Raw genomic sequence first — 17,794 nt, 5'->3', positions numbered from 1 at the left:
AATTCTTTTAGAGGAGATGTCGTGACAGTTCCGGCCAAGTGGTTTTCCCTGATGATCTGCTTGCTGATCCTCTCCATCCCCATAAAAAGCGGTGGCGGAGAGGTTGACGACCGCTCCATTCGCATCGGTATCTTCCCCTTTGCCCCGATTAATTTCATTGACAAGGACGGCTCGGCCAAGGGCATCAATCCCGACCTGCTGCGAGAGATCTTCCGCAGAGAAAACGCCAATCTGGCCTTTGTCCCCGGCAGTTGGGCCGAGGGGCTGCAGCGTCTGGAAAATGAAGAAATCGATCTGATGATGTCCGTCGCCTATTCCGACGAACGGGCCAAGGTCATGGATTACGGCCGAGAGTCAGTGCTGCAGCTCTGGGGCCAGGTCTTTGTCAAACCCGACTCCCATTCAAAAAACATCTCTGATCTCTTTGGGCGGCGAATCGGCATCATGCGCAAGGACATCAGCGGCAGCAATTTTATCACTACCATTAAGGGTCTTGGCGGCAACTGCGAAATCATCGAATTCCCTAGCCACAGCGATGTCTTCCAGGCAGTGCAGAACGGTGAGGTTGACGGCGGGGTGGCCCCCCAACATTTCGGTCTCCGCCACGCCCAGGAACATAATCTCATTGGCACCTCAATCCTTTTCTCGCCCTTTTCCATAAGTTTCACCAGTAAGAAAGGGCAACACCGCGAACTCCTCGACCATATCGACACCTATCTCAGCCAGTGGAAAAAACAGCAGGACTCCTTCTATTACGAAACCCTCAACAAGTGGATGGCCCCAACCGGCAAGAAAGCCCTTCCTGCCTGGCTCGTACCTGCCCTCATCGCCATCTCCCTGGCCGTTGCCATATCGATCTGTTTTATTGTCCTTCTCAATCGAGCCGTCCACCGCAAGACCCGCGAACTTCTGGAAAGTGAGGCGCGTTTTCGCGACATCGCCTACTCCATCAGTGACTGGATATGGGAAATTGATCCAGCAGGAGTATATACCTACTGCTCGGAGCACACCCTCAGTCTTCTCGGCTACCACCCGGAGGAGATGATCGGCAAATCCTGTTATGCTTTTATCGACGAAGAATCGCTGCCGGATGTCCAAAACAGGCTGCAACGCGCAGGACTGACCTTGGAGAGTTACCGCAATGAAGAACTGGTGGCCGTCCATAAGAACGGCACACGAATCAATCTGCTTTCCTCGGCAGTGCCGATACGTTCCTCCTCCGGGAAACTCCTTGGCTTTCGCGGCGTTGATGCCGACATCACCGCGCAGAAACTCGCCGAACAGGAAAGAAAGATGCTTGAGCGAAAGCTCATACAAAGCCAAAAGATGGAGGCAATCGGCACCCTTGCCGGAGGAATTGCCCACGATTTCAACAACCTTCTTGCCGCAATTCTCGGATATGCCGAGCTCGCCAAGGAACTGCAGGACCCGCAATCGGAAACGGCTGTATTTCTTGAAGAGATCCTCCGCGCTTCGGTTCGTGCCAGGGACTTGGTGAAACAGATCCTCGCCTTCAGCCGTCAGGCGGAATCCACAAAAATCACTCTCCAGCCGTCACTGCTCATTAAAGAAGCGGTGAAGATACTCCGGCCGTCGCTGCCGGCAACAATCGAACTCCGTCAAAACATAGAAAAATCGGATATCACCATCCTCGCCGACCCCACGCAGCTCAACCAGATCGTCATCAACCTGTGCACCAACGCCTTCCATGCTATGGAGGAGAAAGGCGGTGTCATGGAAATTTCCCTGAAAAGCGTTGTCCTCACCGCTCTTGACCTTATTCGGGAACCGCAGATCCAACCAGGAACCTTTGTGCGGCTGTCGGTTGTCGATTCGGGCACCGGCATCGCCCCGGAACTCCGCGACAAGATCTTCGATCCCTACTTCACCACCAAGGAGACCGGCAGGGGCACCGGCATGGGTCTGGCGATTGTCCACGGCATTGTCAAGGAATCCGGGGGGTTCATCTCCTGCTACAGTGAATCCGGCCAGGGCACCGCCATGCACGTATTTCTGCCGGAAGCTGCCGATGCCATGCCAACTGAAACCGGCGGGAAGGTGGATGAGGCAAGTTTTCCTGGAGGGCACGAACGGATACTCTTCATCGACGACGAGCCGATGATCGCCGAAATGAGCAAGGTGCTGCTGGAAAGTCTCGGCTACCAGGTAATGACTCTAACCGATAGCACCGCTGCCCTGGCAGTCTTTCGTGAATCACCGGAGAAATTCGATCTGGTCATCACCGACCAGACCATGCCGGTCCTCACCGGCGGGGAATTAGCGGAAGAATTGCTGCGCATCAGGCCGGACGTGCCGATTATTCTCTGCAGCGGCTACAGCAGCACCATGACCAAGGAAAAGGCGGCACTCATGGGTATCAAGGAATTCGCCCTCAAGCCACTGGTAAAACAGGAAATTGCTGCCCTGATCAGGCGGGTTCTGGATGAAGTAGAATACTCCCATGTGGCCCGAGACCAAAAAAACTAACCTTTGTCTGCACCTACTCTTGATTCATTCATGGCGCAGGGCCTCAATCGGATCAAGCCGTGCCGCCTTACGGGCGGGGAAGTAGCCAAAAATAACGCCTACGGCACTTGAGAAGAGAAAGGCAACGGCGACAATGCCGGGGCTGAAGATAAAGGGCATATTCATCGCCTGGGCGCCCAGGGCCGCTGCCCCGAGGCCAAAGGCAATGCCGAACAATCCGCCAAACGATGACAGCACCACCGCCTCGACGAGAAACTGCATAAGGACATCCTGTTCCATCGCCCCAATGGCCAGGCGGATGCCTATCTCCCGAGTCCGTTCGGTGACCGAGACGAGCATAATGTTCATGATCCCAATCCCGCCGACGAGCAGGCTGACCGCCGCCACCGCTCCGAGAAGGGTCGTCAGTATGCGGGTGGTGCCGGTCAAGGTGCTCATCACCTCCTGCATATCGCGCACAAAGAAATCGTCCTCCTGACCATCACCGATATGCCGCCGCTCCCGCAGCAGTTTTTCAATGTCTTCCTTGACCTTGGTGGTCGAGGCACCATCCTCGGCGGAAACGAAGATGGCATTGATGTCGGTGTTGCCGGCCAGCCTTCTGTGCAGGGTGCGCAGGGGAATAAGGACAAAGTCATCCTGATCGTTGCCGCCGCTTGATTGGCCTTTTTGCTCGAAAACCCCGATCACCTGGCAAGTGATGCCGTTAAACCGCACCGATGCTCCTAAAGGATCTTGATTGCCGAACAGTTCTTTTTTGACGGTCGACCCCAAGATACATACCGCCTTGCCGGAGCGCAGTTCACTTTCGGTAAAGGAGCGCCCGCCGGCGAGCACCCAGCTCCGGACAAAAAGAAACTCATTGGTACTGCCGGTGATGCTCGTTGACCAGTTGGTATTGCCGGCGATGACCTGGGCCGGGCGCGAGGCGTTCGGGGCAACAGCTGCAATGCCGCTGATCTGCTGGGCAATGGCCTTGGCGTCTTCGAGCTTGAAGGCCTTAGCGCTGCCGCTTGCCCCGCCGGGGCCGCGAAACCCCTGGCCGGAACGAATCTGCAGGAGATTGCTGCCAAGGCTTGAGATCTCCGCCGCAACCTGGGCGGTGGCGCCGCTGCCAAGGGTCACCAGGGTAATGACCGCGGCAACGCCGATAACGATGCCGAGGATGGTCAGCGATGAACGCATGACATTACGGCGGATCTCCCGAAAGGCCAGGATAATGGTTTCCCAGTACATCAGACAGCCCCCCCGGCAGCGGTGTTTATCCGGCCGTCGATAAAATGGATCTGCCGTCCGGCGTAAGCCGCCATATCCGGTTCGTGGGTTACCATGATAACGGTCAGTCCCCGCTGGCGATTAAACGAGGTCAACAACTCCATGACCTCCCGGCTGCGCGCCGAATCGAGATTGCCGGTCGGTTCGTCGGCGAGCAGCACCTTCGGTTCGGTGACGATGGCCCGGGCGATTGCCACCCGCTGTTGCTGGCCGCCGGACAATTCCCCTGGCGTATGGCCTTCCCAACCGGCCAGACCGACGGTTTCCAGAGCCGCCCGCGCCCGGCGGTGCCGTTCGGCCAGCGGCACACCGCGATAGATCAGCGGCAGTTCGACGTTTTCCAGGGCCGAGGTGCGGTTGAGCAGATTAAAGCCCTGAAAAATAAACCCCAGACAATTCCGCCGCATAAGCGCCAGTTGATCGCGCGACAACTGGCCGACACTCAGGCCCTCAAAGAAAAAGTCACCGGAAGACGGGGTATCGAGGCAGCCAAGAATGTTCATACAGGTTGATTTGCCGGAGCCGCTTGGTCCCATGACCGCAACGAACTCACCGGCCAGGATGGTGAGATCAATGCCGCGCAGGGCCTGCATGGCGGCACTGCCGCTGCCGTAGATCTTGGTGACGCCCCGCAGCTCAATGAGGGGCGCGGCACCCGGAATTGTCGAGTCGACGGGCATCATTTTTTAAGAGTCTCTTCACCGGTTATCAGTTCCAGGCCAGGCTGCAGATCGCCGCTGGTGACCTGGGTGGACGAGCCATCGGTCAAGCCGGTTGCTACCTGAACAGGGGTAGGTTGGTCGTTCACCAGGATCCATACCCTTTGATTGCCACCCTTTCGACCCCCGGAGGCCTCTTTTCGCTTACCGCCCATACGCTGGGGTGGATGGGGCATGAGTTTACTGAGAACGGTTCCGCCCCCCTTGCCACCGGGAGCCCCTTCGATGCCTTTCGGGACGAAGCGCAGGGCCGCGTTGGGAACCAATAGGGCGTCCGCGACCCTAGTGACGATGATATCAGCGGTGGCGGTCATCCCCGGCCGCAGGGAAAGATCAGTGTTATCGACCTTGAGGATGGTTTCGTAGGTGACGACGCCGCTGGTGGTTTTTGCCCCGAAGCGGATCTGGGTAATCTCCGCCGGATATTTCCGGTCCGGATAGGCATCGACGGTAAAGCTTGCTGCCTGCCCTGCCTGCACCTTGCCGACATCGGCCTCATCAACATCGACATGCAGCTCCATCTGGGCGAGATTTTCAGCGAGGGTAAAGAGCACCGGGGCCTGGAGGGAGGCGGCGACGGTCTGGCCCGGCTCAACCGACCGGGTAAGGACAAGGCCGTTGATCGGCGAGCGGATCTCGGTTTTTGCCAGATCGGTCTGATTGAGGGTTAAGGTGGCCTCAGCCTGGGCGACCGAGGCCAAGGCCCCGGCGTGGTCGGCCTTGGCGCGGTCAAGGGCTGCCCGGGCGGTATCCAGGTCTTTTTGCGACGAGGCCTTGTTATTGCTGAGCCTGCCGGCCTCAACAAGACGCTCGAAGGCGGTGGTGGTTTCCTTGATGGTCGCTTCAGCCTGGAGGACCTTGGCGTGGGCGGAATCAAGGGCGGCACGGGACTGCCGGACCTGGGCCGATAATTTCGAGGTGTCCAGCCGGGCCAAGACCTGACCGACAACCACCTGGTCATTGTAATCGACCTCAACCGATTTGACGGTGCCGGACAGCTCACTGCCCATGACCACCTGATTGGTGGGCTGCAGGTTGCCGGTGGCACTGACGGTGATGGTGATGTCGCCGTGGTGGGCCGGCTGGGTCCGGTAGTGGATCGGGCCGGAGGTATCGCGCAGTGCCCAGAAGCCACCTGCCGCAGCAAGCAGGACGATGGCGACAAACCACACCAGCCACTGTTTCAATCGCCTGTTCTTGGTGGTTTTCTTTTGCAGCGCCAGGGTTTCGGCAAGACCGCTACTCTGCCCTGCCGGTGTGTTGTTGGGTGTCATTGTGTCATTCCCATTTATCAGTTTAATAGAGGGCTCAAAGATGTCCAGCCGCCGCCGAGGGCCTTGTAAACCCGTATCAGATTGCCAACCATGGTCGCCCTGCTGGATGCCTGTTGATCTTGTAACGACAGCAGGGACCGCCTGGCATCAAGAACCTCGGTGAAATTAATCAGTCCCGCCTGATATTGCTGGCCGGCGAGTGTCGCGGCAAGCGCTGCCGCCACTACCGCCTCCTGCAGGGCCTGCTGGCGGTCCTGTTCCAGGGCATAGGCCGCCAGGGCGCTTTCCACCTCCTCCAGGGCAGCAAGGACTGTGGCTCTGTAGACGGCCAAGGCCTCCTGCTGCAGGGCGGATTGCAGGCGGATGTTGGCTTTGGTGGCCCCGCCGTCAAAAAGTGTCCAACTGAAACTGGGGCCGAAGGAGTAGCGGCGGCTGTCCGAATTGAAGAATCTGCCGGACGAAAGGGCATCAAGTCCAATGGAACCTTTTAATTGTAAAGAGGGATACAGCTCGGCGGTGGCCACACCGATCTGGGCGGTTTGTGCCGCCAGCTGGCGTTCCGCCTTACGAACATCCGGCCGGCGCTGCAGGGTCTCGGCCGGGATGCCGATTGCAACCGAGGCTGGAAGAGCTGGGATCTCCATGGGAATCCGGAGGTCCTCCGTCAAAACACCAGGGGGCTTACCGAGGAGCACGGCAAGGGTATTTGTCGCCTTGGCGAGACCGGTTTGCAGACTGGGAATCTGGGCCCGGGTGCTCGCCACCAGATGTTTCGCCTGCTGCAAGGCCATCTCACTGACCAGGCCACTGTGATAACGGGCCTCTGTCAAGCTCAAGGTCTCGTCCTGAGCAACAAGGTTGGCACCGGCAATCTGCAGACGGGTCTGGTAGGTACGTATTTCAAGATAGTTGAGAGCAAGCTCGGCAAGCAGGGAGACCTGGATGGCGCGAAGTTCCTCCTCACCGGCGGCAAGCTGCGCCTCAGCTGCCTCCACCGACCGCTGCCGGCCGCCGAAGAGATCGAGCTCCCATCCGGCATCAAAGCCGCTGGAATAACTCGTCGAATCAGTGCCGCTGCCACGGTTACCGCTGCTGTGACTTCTCGTCACCGAACCGCCTGCAGTGAGGCTCGGCAAGATCCCCGCCGCGCTGAGATCGCGTTTAGCCCTTGCCGCCAGGAGCCTTGCCCTGGCCTGTTCGAGATCTAAATTTTCCCGCAAAGCCCGGTCGATGAAACCGGTCAACAAAGGGTCCTGCAGGACCGTCCACCATTGGGCAAGGATCTGCTGCTCGGCCACCCCGGCCTGCAAACCATGGGATGCCGGGGCTTGCCAGGCATCCGGCGTCAAGGTAGGAGGCGGCTGATAATCCGGTCCGACCTTCACACAGCCGGCCATGGTATACCAGAATAGAACTATCGTCAGAAAGGATGCGAAACGGTTCATTGGCATAATGCCGAAAAATTCGGTTGGCGAAAGGATAATATACCCGGAGCAGCCGGTAACCATTCATGCTTGGCAACTCTGATGGATCGAGGCGGTGTGACAGCTTTGTCTGCCCTTGAAACCGGCCGCGAACAACTTGCACAATAGAGGGTTCGGGTCTCTTTGGCAATCTTTCTTAAAATCGTACTCACCGATTTGACAATTTTATTATTGTTGTGACATCATTGGCTGAAGGCAGGGCACATGTCAACAGATGCCGAAAGAGCAGGTATACGGTCTGTAAAACCATCTTTCCTGACACAATATTGCATCAAACCCACATGGGTAATTCTGTAAATAGTGACATGGGCTGGTCAACACCTGTCCATGTCAAAACCGTGCACCAATCAACAATTTAAAGGAGCGGCAAGTTATGAAAAGGGTATTCGTCTATGCGTGTCTTACTGTGTTTTTTGCTATCAATTGCCTGGCCGGCCTTGCCAGTGCCGCTGAACAGGGTACCAAGGATGAAGCGGTGGCGATGGTCAAAAAAGCTATTGAATTCATCAAAGCCAACGGCAATGACAAGGCCTTTGCAGAGATTACCAACCCCAAGGGCCAGTTTGTTGATCGCGACCTGTATGTGGTCGTCTATGACATGAATGCCAAATGCCTTGCCCATGGCCAGAAAGCGAGCATGGTCGGCAAGGAATTGATCGATTTCAAAGATTCCGATGGCAAGGAATTCTACAAAGAGCGCATCGAACTCATGAAGAAACAGACGAGCGCCTGGCAGGACTACAAGTTCATGAACCCGGTCTCCAAAGAGATCGAACCGAAATCAATGTACCTGGAACGAGTTGGCGACCTGATTGTCGGCTGCGGAGTGTACAGCAAATAATCCAGGAGTGTCACAGGAAAGTTTTTCTCGGGGTACGCATAACAGAACAATTCCGTTTGTAGTTTTAGTGCGTTTTATCGACAACGGCTGCTTCAAAACCAGCTCTGCTCCGCAAAACCAAGGCCCAATGCCTTTTTGCGGACAAAGGAGTGAAGTCAAACTCCGGTGCGGATCACGGTACTGAAGCATTCAATTTCACATGGGACCACATATGAAACTCAGCTCAAAAATAATTGCGGGATTCGGAATTGTTCTGTCTGTTGCCATGATACTGACAGGAGTTGCCCTGTATATCATGAAGGATGTTGCTGAGCAGTCACAGATTTTATCAAATCAGTATATGCCCGAGACACGCATTGCCAGCAGCATAGAGCGAGGTGCTCTCAGGGCCATCTCCGATATGAACGGCTATGATGTGGCGTACAACGAATCTTTTCTGACGAGCTCACGGAAACATCTGGGAAACGTCAAACAAAACCTGCAGGATGCAGGCGATCTGACCGGAAAATTCCCCGAGTTGACCACCCTTAAGGAAAACGCCGCCAAGGCCTCCGTCAATATAGCCGAATACGAGACCTTGATCGCCGACACGGAAAAAACCGGCAAGGAAATCCAGGCCACCCGGAAAAAACTCGATGCCGCCTCTCAGGAATACATGAAAGCCTGCCTCGAATTTATCGAAGAGGAAACCAGTGCACTGACCGCCAACATCATGCGGCAAGGCGATGTCAGCGGCAAGGCCTTAAAAGACCAACTGCAAAACCTCGGAGACATGAATGATGTCATACAGCTCGGTTATGTCATTCAGCTGGATACCCTGAAAGGTCTTTTGGCAAAAGATCCGGCGATGATCGAAAAGTCGGCAAAAAAATTTGAGGAAATGGAAAACTCCCTCAAAGCAATCCAGAAAAAGACCACCAACAAGAACAGCATAGGGCAACTGGAGGATATCAGGCTGGCCGCTTCCAGTTACAAGACGAACATGAAAAAGCTTGTCACCGGTTCTACCGCCTTGACTGAACTCGGCAAAAAACGCAGTGTCGCGGGAGATGCCGTCTCGGCATCGGCCGAGGCCACGGCAGTTGAAGGCATCGGCGAAACGTTGAAGAGCGCCGCCGGCATGGAAAGCATCGTTACCAATTCCAGCAAAATTCTCTTTATTGGCGGAATACTTGGCCTGGTGATCAGCATAACGCTTATTATCATCATCACCCGGAGCATCGTTCGCCCGATTCGCCGGACGGCCGACATGCTCAAAGACATTTCCGAGGGGGAAGGCGATCTTACCAAACGTCTCAACGTGGCCAGCTCCGATGAAATTGGCGACATGGCGACGTATTTCAACCGCTTCATCGAAAAATTACAGGGCATTATCGGACAGATTGCCGACAACACCCATTCCATCGATGCCTCTGCCAACAGTTTGACCCAGACCGCGGAGAAACTCTCGGCAAGCTCGGAAGATACCTCACACCGGGCCAACAACGTTGCCACCGCCGCCGAAGAGATGACGACCAATCTCAACAATGTGGCCGCGGCCATGGAGCAATCGACCACCAACACGTCCATGGTGGCCACCGCCGCCGAAGAGATGACCGCGACTATTGGCGAGATCGCCAATAACGCCCAGAAGGCCCATACCATCTCACTTTCCGCAGTGGAACAGGCGGTCTCCACATCAGCGAAAATGGCCGAGCTCGGCAAGGCCGGGCAGGCTATCGGCAAGGTTACCGAGGCCATCAACGAGATCTCCGAGCAGACCAATTTGCTGGCGCTTAATGCCACCATCGAGGCAGCCCGGGCGGGTGAGGCAGGAAAGGGTTTTGCCGTTGTCGCCAATGAGATAAAAGAATTGGCCAAACAGACTGCGGCGGCAACTCAAAGCATCAAACAACAGATATGGGACATGCAGGAAACCACCTCGACAACGGTGCAGGAGATAAAACAAATTACCGAGGTCATTAACGGTATTAATGAAATTGTCGCCGTCATTTCTTCGGCAGTTGGCGAGCAGTCCTCAGCAACGCAGGAGATAGCCAATAACATAGCCCAGGCGTCGCAAGGCATGGGCGAGGTCAATGAGAACGTCAGTCAGAGCTCGGTGGTGGCGGCCTCCATCACCAAGGATATTGCCGATGTCAATACTGCTTCCAATGAGATTTCCGAGAACAGCAGTCATGTTCAAGCAAGCGCTGAGAGTCTGCAGGAACTGGCATCGGTGCTCAGGCGTATCGTCGACAATTTCAAGATATAGGGTAATTCGAGATTGTCGTAATGGTGGCGGTTGGGTTTGCCATCGGTATATCACGGAACCTCTGCATCTCAATCTCCCCATCCTTGATTGAGTGTCTCCATAACAATCAAGCACCAATGGCCAATAACCAAGTGCCTGGGCTTCTGGCTTTTGCCTGGGCACCCGGTTATTGAGGACTACCGCATCGGGTTATTTATTGCCTCCCCCGCCGCCGTTACCACCGCCGTTGCCACCGCCATTACCGCCGTTACCACCGCCGTTACCGCCGCCATTGCCGCCGCCATTGCCGCCACCATTGCCGCCACCATTGCCGCCACCATTGCCGCCACCATTGCCGCCACCATTGCCGCCGCCTGAGTTACCTTGTCCTCCACCCGCTGAAGATGAATTTCCTCTCCCAAGGCCAGCTGCAGATGCATTACCGGTATCACCGTCTTTGCCTTTGTCACCCTTCGATCTCCCCATATTTGCCGCGGCCAGGGTATTCCTGCCGTTTTCAGGTGAATGTGCAGTTTGCAGACCCAGGCCATGCCCTTTGGCATTACCGGTCCTGGTGTTTCGGGCTGTGGCCTCAGCCAGTTCGTCGTCAGTGACTACCTTGGCATTGAGCCGTCCCTTCGCTTCCCCACGATTGGCTTTGGTTTTAGTATGTCCCAAACCAAGCAAACCCGGATGCACTCCAAGTTCGCGGGCTATCTCGCCCCAACCTTTTCCCTCTGTCCGCAAACCAGCAATGGCATCTTTTTGGGCTCCCGTAGCGGTCGCCAACGCTGCCGCATACGAATCTTCCGCTTCTTTCAGGGCGAGCGTCGCCGCCTCTACATCAGCAGGTGTTTTTGCATTGGCTAAGGCGGTTTGTGCCGCATCGAGATTATCCTGGGCATCTTTAACACTTGCATCAGCAAGAGCCGCCTGTGTCGCCAATTGCGAGGCATGTGCAGCCTGAGCGGGATTACTGTAATGGCTCTGCCCACTGTCATCCGCAGTTGTATCAGTTCCTGCGGTGGCGATTCCGAATGAAAAAAGTACCGCAAGAACACCTCCAATCATGGCAACTGGTCGCAGTCCTTTGTTTCCTTTTCTTTGTGTCTTTTTCATATTGAGTTCCTCCTCTTCGAATTTTCCGTTGGCGTAGTGAAAATCAGCAATCCGGTCGCCAGCCACCGCTCCGTTCCACTGGCGTCCTCAAATTGCTCGGCAACATCAAACCAACTAATCTTGATCCGGGTGGCCTGATCTCCTGGCAAATATATGGACAACTGCTCCTGTAAGGCCTTTGCTGTTTCTTTGGCTGCAATTTTGTCACCTTGATAATAAACCACCACCTGCAGCTCACTGTCTGTTACCCTGGAAGCGACCTCAGCAACCCGCCTTGCCTCCCGCTGCCTGCTTGGCGCATCCCCAAACAACAGATCTTGACTGTTAACCACCACGGTACTGCCGCCTATTGGGTAGCTGCGGTAAATAAAATCGCCTAAGCGATGCAAATGGGCGAGCGCTCGAAGGGCCCATTTCCCGGTGCGGTGCTGCGCAAGATAGCCGATGAATGCCTGTTTTGCCTGGGTAAGATCCCCCATCAAATAATAGCTAAGAGCCCGATTATAAAGAGCTACTTCATCAGCTGGGACAATTTGAAGTACCTTTTCATACTGCGCCAGAGCCTTGTGGTATTCACCATTTTCCAAGTAGCTATGACCAAGATTGATGAGCGACGGCAGATATCCCGGCTGCTCCTGAACGGAATACAGATAACTCTGCCGCTCTTTTTCCATCTGGCCGACAGTCGAATAGGCTACCCCCTGCCAATGGGCAAACTCTGCCACCCCAGGTTTCTGTCGCACCGCCTGTCCGAGAAAAACCAGGGCCTGGTCACCATGACCGGCCGCCAGCATTCCCCTGCCGATAAGGTAGTTGGCCTCGGCATCGTCCGCCAAAAGCGACAATGCCACCTTGCCTGCAGGGTTTTCAGCGATGAGTTTTTGGCGTTCATACAAGCCTCCTGCCCAAAAAGCGGCAAGGGTGATAACCGCGCTGACAGCCAGCCAGCCGGGTGCCAGGCGAATAGATCCGGGAAGGCGCCACCATGTCCAAATTCGCCGCAAAAAAGATGGTTGCCGGTCGTCCAGTTCAGCCATTATCCTGGTCAGGAGCCAAGGCGGCGCCTCCGGCTCCCGGGTTTTAGCGAGAAGCTTTTCGAGTGTGTCTCTGTCAGAATGCCTGTTTTCCATGTCATCCCTCACACAAGGGCCAAACCTATTTTGACGAAATTCATTTGCTTGAACATGCAATAGATTTTTCTAGGCTACTAAACCCGCCCTTTGCACTCTCTGCTGCAGTTCGTCGAGGCCTCGTTTAATCCGCATCTTGACCGCACTTTCCGATATCTTAAAAACCTCAGCGGCCTCCCGGATCGATCGCTCATGCCGATAACGGAAGATCAACAACTCCCTCACCTCAACCGGCAATTCGGCAAGTGCTCCGTCAATAAGCTCCGCCGCCTCTTTTGACTCAAATGCGGTCTGTTGGTCAGTTAGTTTTTCATGGAGTTCAAGGTGTTGTCCATAGGCCGCCAGCTTCATCCTGGTCCTTGATCTCTTGCGGCTCCAGTCGTTGGCATGATTGACGGCAAGTGCATATAGCCAAGGGAAAAAGTTTTCCCCCGAACGAAATGATCGCAGTCGATCATAGCCCCGGACAAACACCTCCTGGGTAAGATCCGCCGCTGTTTCGGTATTTACGGAGTATCGATACATAAGGTTAAACACCGGGCGCTGGTAGCGTTCCACCAGCACCGCATAGAGCTCCTTCTCCCCCGCCAAGACCCCGTCGACTATTTCTTCATCTGAAAGGTTCATTGGCGCCAGGTTAGTCGTTTAATCTCAGAGAATTTATTTGCTCACTAGAGGCGCTGCGTTTATTTCGCTGTAAGACACCAGCCCGCCAGGAATATTACCCAGCATCCAGTGTGCATCGGGGCTGTGGCCACTCGCCTGTTCGTGGCTTTCACAGATATATACGTCTGTCGGGAAAAAGGGTCACTTCATCCGGGTTTTTTTTTGCGAGATCGTTTTTGCCTCCTCTTTGGCCACCCCTTCTTTGCCGGCTCCCTGTTTGCTCTTGCCTATATCGGAGAGGAAAAACTGTACAGACTCCTTGCGTACCAGCTTTTTGTCGAGCACAGTGATTTCCTCGGGAACATCGAACCAACTGATGCGAATACGTGACGGCACCTGCAACTTCGGGAACTGCGACTCGAGGTAGTCACGAATGCTCATCGCCCGCATTTTTGCCAATTGCAAATTGTTTTGCTGGTAGACGACAATTTGCAATGTGCCCTTTTCCATTGCTGCAACTGTACCCCCAAGAAGATCGAGGGAAGGAAGGGCTGCCGCTGACAATGTAGCGGAAAGAGGAAGGAAACCGATTTCGGTGAGGGTGAGGGTTCGCAAGCCTAATTGATAATTGCGGTAGGAAAAATCTTCGAGGCTGTTCAGCCGGTCGGTAGCCAGTTGGGCGAAGACCCCATCCGGGAAGGACTGCAGATACAACAACCAGGCCTGTCTCTCCTCCGACTCCCTATTCAGCTTCCTGAGGATTAAGGCGCGATTATACAATGCCTGGGAGTTTTCCGGCCAAATTTCCAGAGCCCGCTGATAGCTGGTAAGGCCTTTCTCAAGTTCCCCCCCCTGCAAAAAGGAATTACCGAGATAGGTCAGGGCCTGGACGTTTTGTTTATCAAGGCGCAGGGCCTCCTGATAACTCTCCCTCTCTTTGCCGCGTGCACCATTTTCGCCGTATGCCACTCCAAGCCAGAAATGGTAACTGCTGTCACCTGGATTACCCGCCACCGCTTTTTCCAGGTACGGCAGTGCCGCCTTTGCCCTATTTTGCGCCAGAAGAAAACGCCCATAAAAGTGGAGAGCCGTGGGGTTGGTGGGGTCTTTTTTCAGGACTTTTTCGAAGGCTTGCCGGCCTCCGCCGAAGTCACCCTGCTGCATATAATATTCACCTTGAATATTATATTTCACGCCACAGCCGGACAAAAAAAATACGATCCCTAGTAATGTCAACGTGATTCGGGCCATTGTTGCCTCCTTGTCGTTTCTGCTCCTACGTAACCTGAAGGGCCAGCCGTCGCTTTTGCAAATCTTGGGAAACAATTTTTAGGCTGCCTACCGTACTGACGTGGTCGTTTTTCCGCTCAATGCCTACTCAAGGGTCGCTGCCTTTCAAGGGTAATCCGATCCATCACGAAGGGGGCTTGCCGACTTCCACCCCCAAGATCTCTTTAACCCTGCCGACCGCACCGCTTGCCAGTCGAACCTTGATGCCGTGCGGGTGGGTCGGCGACTTGGTGAGAATGGCCTGCACCCGGCCTCGGGTCAAGGTCCCGGTGCCTTGATCTTCCTTCAGGACAATTGCCACCTCCGAACCGATCCTGATACCTGCGCGATCCTTGCCGTTCATGCGTTCATGACCTCATCCCCCGCTCCGTTTGGCCTGCCAGCCACGTTTGGCCAACTCTTCGAGGAGAAAGTCACGGTGATCGCCCTGAATCTCAATGATTCCTTCTTTGACAGTCCCCCCCGAGCCGCAACGCTTTTTCAGATCCTTGGCCAAAGCCTCGATCGCAGCGTCATCAAGAGGTAGCCCGCTGATTGTTGTTACCCCTTTACCCTTCCTGCCTTTGGTTTCCCGGCCAACCTTGATGCCGCCTTTTGCCGGGATCACCGGTTTATTTTGTCGGCATAGGCAGGCGCCGACCGGCTTGGCGCAGTCGGGACAGATCCGCCCATGCTCGGTCGAATACACGATAGGCGCTCCCTTGCTTTTGTCGATGGCCACTTTCTTCTCCCAATTTTTCTACGAATTACCCTCTTCCCCGGTAGTTGGCAACGCCTTGCTCGGGCACCCACAGGCCCTTGGGAGGCTCGCCGGTCTGGAAGAAGACATCGATGGGCATCCCACCCCGAGGATACCAATAGCCACCGAGGCGCAGCCACTTGGGGGCGATGCAGTCAATGAGGCGGCGGGCGATACCGACTGTGCAATCCTCATGAAAGGCGCCGTGATTGCGGTACGAACCGAGAAACAGTTTTAGGGATTTGCTTTCCACCAGCCAGTCACCGGGCAGGTAGTCGAGTACCAGATGGGCAAAATCGGGCTGTCCGGTGATTGGGCAGAGGGAGGTGAACTCCGGGGCGGTAAAGCGTACGAGATAGGCGATCCCCTGTTGCGGATTGGGCACCCTTTCGAGAACCGCCTCTTCCGGGCGCTGCGGCAGAGCCGTCTTGCCGCCCAGTTGGGTGAGATTGCTGTAGATTGTTTCCTGGGTCATGGGTTTTTGTCTCCTGTTTTACTTATACCGCAAGGGCATACGTTTCGTTTGAGCAGGCAAGCTGCTCAACTCAGCTTTATCGCCCGCGTTTATTGCCCCAGAGAAGGACATGCAGCTGCGGCAGGACTCTGGCACCGTACCAGCGGTCTTCGAGTACTCGCGCGACCAGCCGGCGTAAACGGTCAAGGTCTCCGTCATCTTCGTGAGCGGCTTGTTCTGCAGTCCCAGGTTTGATGATATTGCAGGGCTGGAGAGTCACCGGCAGGCTGGGAAACTGCGCCGCCACCCGGCGGGCATACTGGTAATCGTCTTCATCCTCCACAACCAGTTTCAGAGACAGGGCCGCCTTGCCTGCTGAGGCAACGCAGTCTGCCAGTTTCTGCCAATCGGTTGCCATGCCGCTGGAAGGCGGTTTCGGGCTGAGGGTCAGCACCGCCAGATCGGCAAACCACGGCTGGACGATACTGCCCTGGGTCTCCATGGCAAAGCGGTAACCAGATGCCCTGCCGAGTTCCAGCAGGCCGGCCAGCGGCTGGAGGGCGGGGTTACCGCCGGAAAGAGTGACCGTCAAAGGTTGTCCGCCTGAGAGGCGCCGCACCTCGGCAAGAATTTCTTCAGCCGACAGAGTCCGCCAATCGCCGCGAAAAGCCCCATCCACCGCATAGGCAGTGTCGCACCAACGGCAGCGGTAATCGCAACCGCCGGTGCGGACAAAGACCGTCGGCAGACCGATGAGCGGGCCCTCGCCCTGGACCGTTGGCCCAAAAATTTCGCAGATGGTGATACCCGGAGAACCTTTCACGGCCGGTATTCCGCCCAGGTTTTCGGCGTCTCACTGACCCGCACCGCCGAAACCTCCGGCCAGCGGTCCTTGCACCAGGTGAAAAACCGCCTGGCCAACTTTTCCGCCGTCACCGAGTCGTCGCCAAACAGGTCGTTGAGGTGGCGGTGATCGATCTCTTCTTCAAGATAGTCCTTAAAGGCGACCAACTCACGGTAATCGCGGACAAAGCCGTAGGCGTTGAGCTCGGAGGCCTGTAACTCAACTTGAACAGTGTAGTTGTGCCCGTGCAGCCGGGCGCAGGGATGGCCATCGGGCAAGCCCAGCAGCTGGTGGGAGGCGGAAAAAGCAAATTCTTTATTGATGGTATACATCTACGCCACCCCTTGAGCCCGGGCGACGGCTTCCCGCCAGTACCGGCCATCGGCGTATGCGGTAGGATCGGCAACCCCGGCGAGGGCAAAGGCCTCCTGCCGCTCGACGCAGGTGCCGCAACGTCCGCAGTGGATCTCGCCGCCCTTATAGCATGACCAGGTACTGGCAAAGGGCACCGCCAAGCGCTGGCCGGTGGTGACGATTTCCGCCTTGGTTGCGTGCAGAAAGGGTGTATACAGAGTGATCTGCGCCAGGCCTTCCAGGGCAAGGTCCTGCATGGCTTGCATGGCCTTGATAAACCCCGGCCGGCAGTCGGGATAGATGAAATGGTCGCCGTCGTGCACCGCTGTGGCGACCGCCTCCGCCCCCCGCGCCGCGGCTATGCCGTAGGCGATGGTCAGCATGATGGCATTGCGATTGGGGACGATGGTGAGCTTCATGGTCTCCTCGGCGTAGTGACCGTCGGGAACGGAGACCGTATCGGTGAGGGCCGAGCCGCTGAGCAGTGCCCCCAGATGGCCGATATCGACCTGCAGGTGCTGAACGCCGAGGCGCCTGGCACACTGGCCGGCAAAATCGACTTCTTTTTTGTGGCGCTGGCCGTAGAGGAAGGAAACGAGACCGACGAGCTGTTTTTCGGCGGCAACCTTATGGGCAAGGGTGACGGAGTCAAGTCCGCCGGAGCAGACAACAATGGTTTTCATCTTCGGTATTTTGTCCTTGTTTTTGTTGACCGGGTAGGTCCGCGACCGGTATGCTGCCGTGGGGCAGGTGGCACAGCTATAGCAACTTTGACGCAAAAATGTAAGATTTTTCTTCATAGGCCGTGGTGGAAGCGCATTGCCACTTCAGTCCTGCGTTTATTGCATCATCAATAACATGTCCTTGCAAAAATACCTCAGGTGCCGTAGGTTCAGTCCCTGTTCAATTCGGAGGATGATCACGCTTTGACCACACACTTTCACT

General features: G+C 55.9%; 17 protein-coding genes. 3 read left to right on the top strand and 14 right to left on the bottom strand.

The features are described from left to right. Positions 1-21 precede the first annotated feature (21 nt). Entirely contained in the window at positions 22-2,487 is a 2,466-nt protein-coding gene (locus OEL83_13735) for a transporter substrate-binding domain-containing protein (GenBank protein MDK9708098.1), read from the top strand. A gap of 24 nt (positions 2,488-2,511) precedes the next feature. On the opposite strand, the gene OEL83_13730 is transcribed toward OEL83_13735, so the two are convergent. The 4 genes from OEL83_13730 to OEL83_13715 are packed head-to-tail and all read right to left on the bottom strand — an operon-like array spanning position 2,512 to position 7,200. Then, the gene (locus OEL83_13730; protein MDK9708097.1) at positions 2,512-3,723 is read right to left on the bottom strand and encodes an ABC transporter permease; all 1,212 of its coding nucleotides are present in this window, start codon (positions 3,721-3,723) and stop codon (positions 2,512-2,514) included. Then, complete coding sequence (locus OEL83_13725; protein MDK9708096.1) at positions 3,723-4,445, bottom strand: ABC transporter ATP-binding protein; 723 nt, start codon at positions 4,443-4,445, stop codon at positions 3,723-3,725. Before OEL83_13725 ends, OEL83_13730 begins: the two co-directional genes overlap by 1 nt. Beyond that, positions 4,442-5,755, bottom strand: a complete 1,314-nt coding sequence (locus OEL83_13720; protein MDK9708095.1) for an efflux RND transporter periplasmic adaptor subunit — start codon at positions 5,753-5,755, stop codon at positions 4,442-4,444. The genes OEL83_13725 and OEL83_13720 overlap by 4 nt, the downstream gene beginning before the upstream one ends. Positions 5,756-5,772: 17 nt before the next feature. Then, positions 5,773-7,200: an efflux transporter outer membrane subunit gene (locus OEL83_13715; GenBank protein MDK9708094.1), complete on the bottom strand. Its 1,428-nt coding sequence runs from the start codon at positions 7,198-7,200 to the stop codon at positions 5,773-5,775. A gap of 412 nt (positions 7,201-7,612) precedes the next feature. Between OEL83_13715 and OEL83_13710 the strand changes: the two genes are divergently transcribed. Both OEL83_13710 and OEL83_13705 read left to right on the top strand, forming a co-directional pair. Beyond that, on the top strand, positions 7,613-8,080 hold the full coding sequence (locus OEL83_13710; protein MDK9708093.1) for a cache domain-containing protein: 468 nt from the start codon (positions 7,613-7,615) through the stop codon (positions 8,078-8,080). 211 nt (positions 8,081-8,291) lie between these two features. Further along, on the top strand, positions 8,292-10,334 hold the full coding sequence (locus tag OEL83_13705; GenBank protein ID MDK9708092.1) for a methyl-accepting chemotaxis protein: 2,043 nt from the start codon (positions 8,292-8,294) through the stop codon (positions 10,332-10,334). 189 nt (positions 10,335-10,523) lie between these two features. On the opposite strand, the gene OEL83_13700 is transcribed toward OEL83_13705, so the two are convergent. The 10 genes from OEL83_13700 to queC all read right to left on the bottom strand — a co-directional run bounded on the left by OEL83_13700 (position 10,524) and on the right by queC (position 17,532). Continuing rightward, positions 10,524-11,432, bottom strand: coding sequence for a hypothetical protein (locus tag OEL83_13700; protein MDK9708091.1), 909 nt, complete (start codon positions 11,430-11,432; stop codon positions 10,524-10,526). Next, positions 11,429-12,562, bottom strand: coding sequence for a tetratricopeptide repeat protein (locus OEL83_13695; GenBank protein ID MDK9708090.1), 1,134 nt, complete (start codon positions 12,560-12,562; stop codon positions 11,429-11,431). Before OEL83_13695 ends, OEL83_13700 begins: the two co-directional genes overlap by 4 nt. A gap of 69 nt (positions 12,563-12,631) precedes the next feature. Next, positions 12,632-13,189 (bottom strand): RNA polymerase sigma factor, encoded by a 558-nt coding sequence (locus OEL83_13690; protein ID MDK9708089.1) that lies wholly within the window; start codon positions 13,187-13,189, stop codon positions 12,632-12,634. Between the two features lie 180 nt (positions 13,190-13,369). Further along, the gene (locus OEL83_13685) at positions 13,370-14,419 is read right to left on the bottom strand and encodes a tetratricopeptide repeat protein (protein MDK9708088.1); all 1,050 of its coding nucleotides are present in this window, start codon (positions 14,417-14,419) and stop codon (positions 13,370-13,372) included. A 163-nt stretch (positions 14,420-14,582) separates the two neighbouring features. Continuing rightward, on the bottom strand, positions 14,583-14,801 hold the full coding sequence (locus OEL83_13680) for a YwbE family protein (protein MDK9708087.1): 219 nt from the start codon (positions 14,799-14,801) through the stop codon (positions 14,583-14,585). Positions 14,802-14,813: 12 nt separating this feature from the next. Beyond that, on the bottom strand, positions 14,814-15,179 hold the full coding sequence (locus OEL83_13675; protein MDK9708086.1) for a translation initiation factor Sui1: 366 nt from the start codon (positions 15,177-15,179) through the stop codon (positions 14,814-14,816). Between the two features lie 25 nt (positions 15,180-15,204). After that, positions 15,205-15,672, bottom strand: coding sequence for a preQ(1) synthase (gene queF / locus OEL83_13670; protein MDK9708085.1), 468 nt, complete (start codon positions 15,670-15,672; stop codon positions 15,205-15,207). A gap of 76 nt (positions 15,673-15,748) precedes the next feature. After that, a complete protein-coding gene (queE, locus tag OEL83_13665; GenBank protein MDK9708084.1) occupies positions 15,749-16,474 on the bottom strand; it encodes a 7-carboxy-7-deazaguanine synthase QueE in 726 nt (241 codons plus the stop codon). Continuing rightward, positions 16,471-16,827: a 6-pyruvoyl tetrahydropterin synthase family protein gene (locus tag OEL83_13660; GenBank protein ID MDK9708083.1), complete on the bottom strand. Its 357-nt coding sequence runs from the start codon at positions 16,825-16,827 to the stop codon at positions 16,471-16,473. Before OEL83_13660 ends, queE begins: the two co-directional genes overlap by 4 nt. Further along, positions 16,828-17,532 (bottom strand): 7-cyano-7-deazaguanine synthase QueC, encoded by a 705-nt coding sequence (gene queC, locus OEL83_13655; protein MDK9708082.1) that lies wholly within the window; start codon positions 17,530-17,532, stop codon positions 16,828-16,830. Between the last annotated feature and the right edge of the window lie 262 nt (positions 17,533-17,794).

Source organism: Desulforhopalus sp. (assembly GCA_030247675.1).
In the GTDB taxonomy this organism is placed as follows: Bacteria; Desulfobacterota; Desulfobulbia; order Desulfobulbales; family Desulfocapsaceae; genus Desulforhopalus_A.
This window is presented reverse-complemented; position numbering and strand designations above follow the sequence as displayed.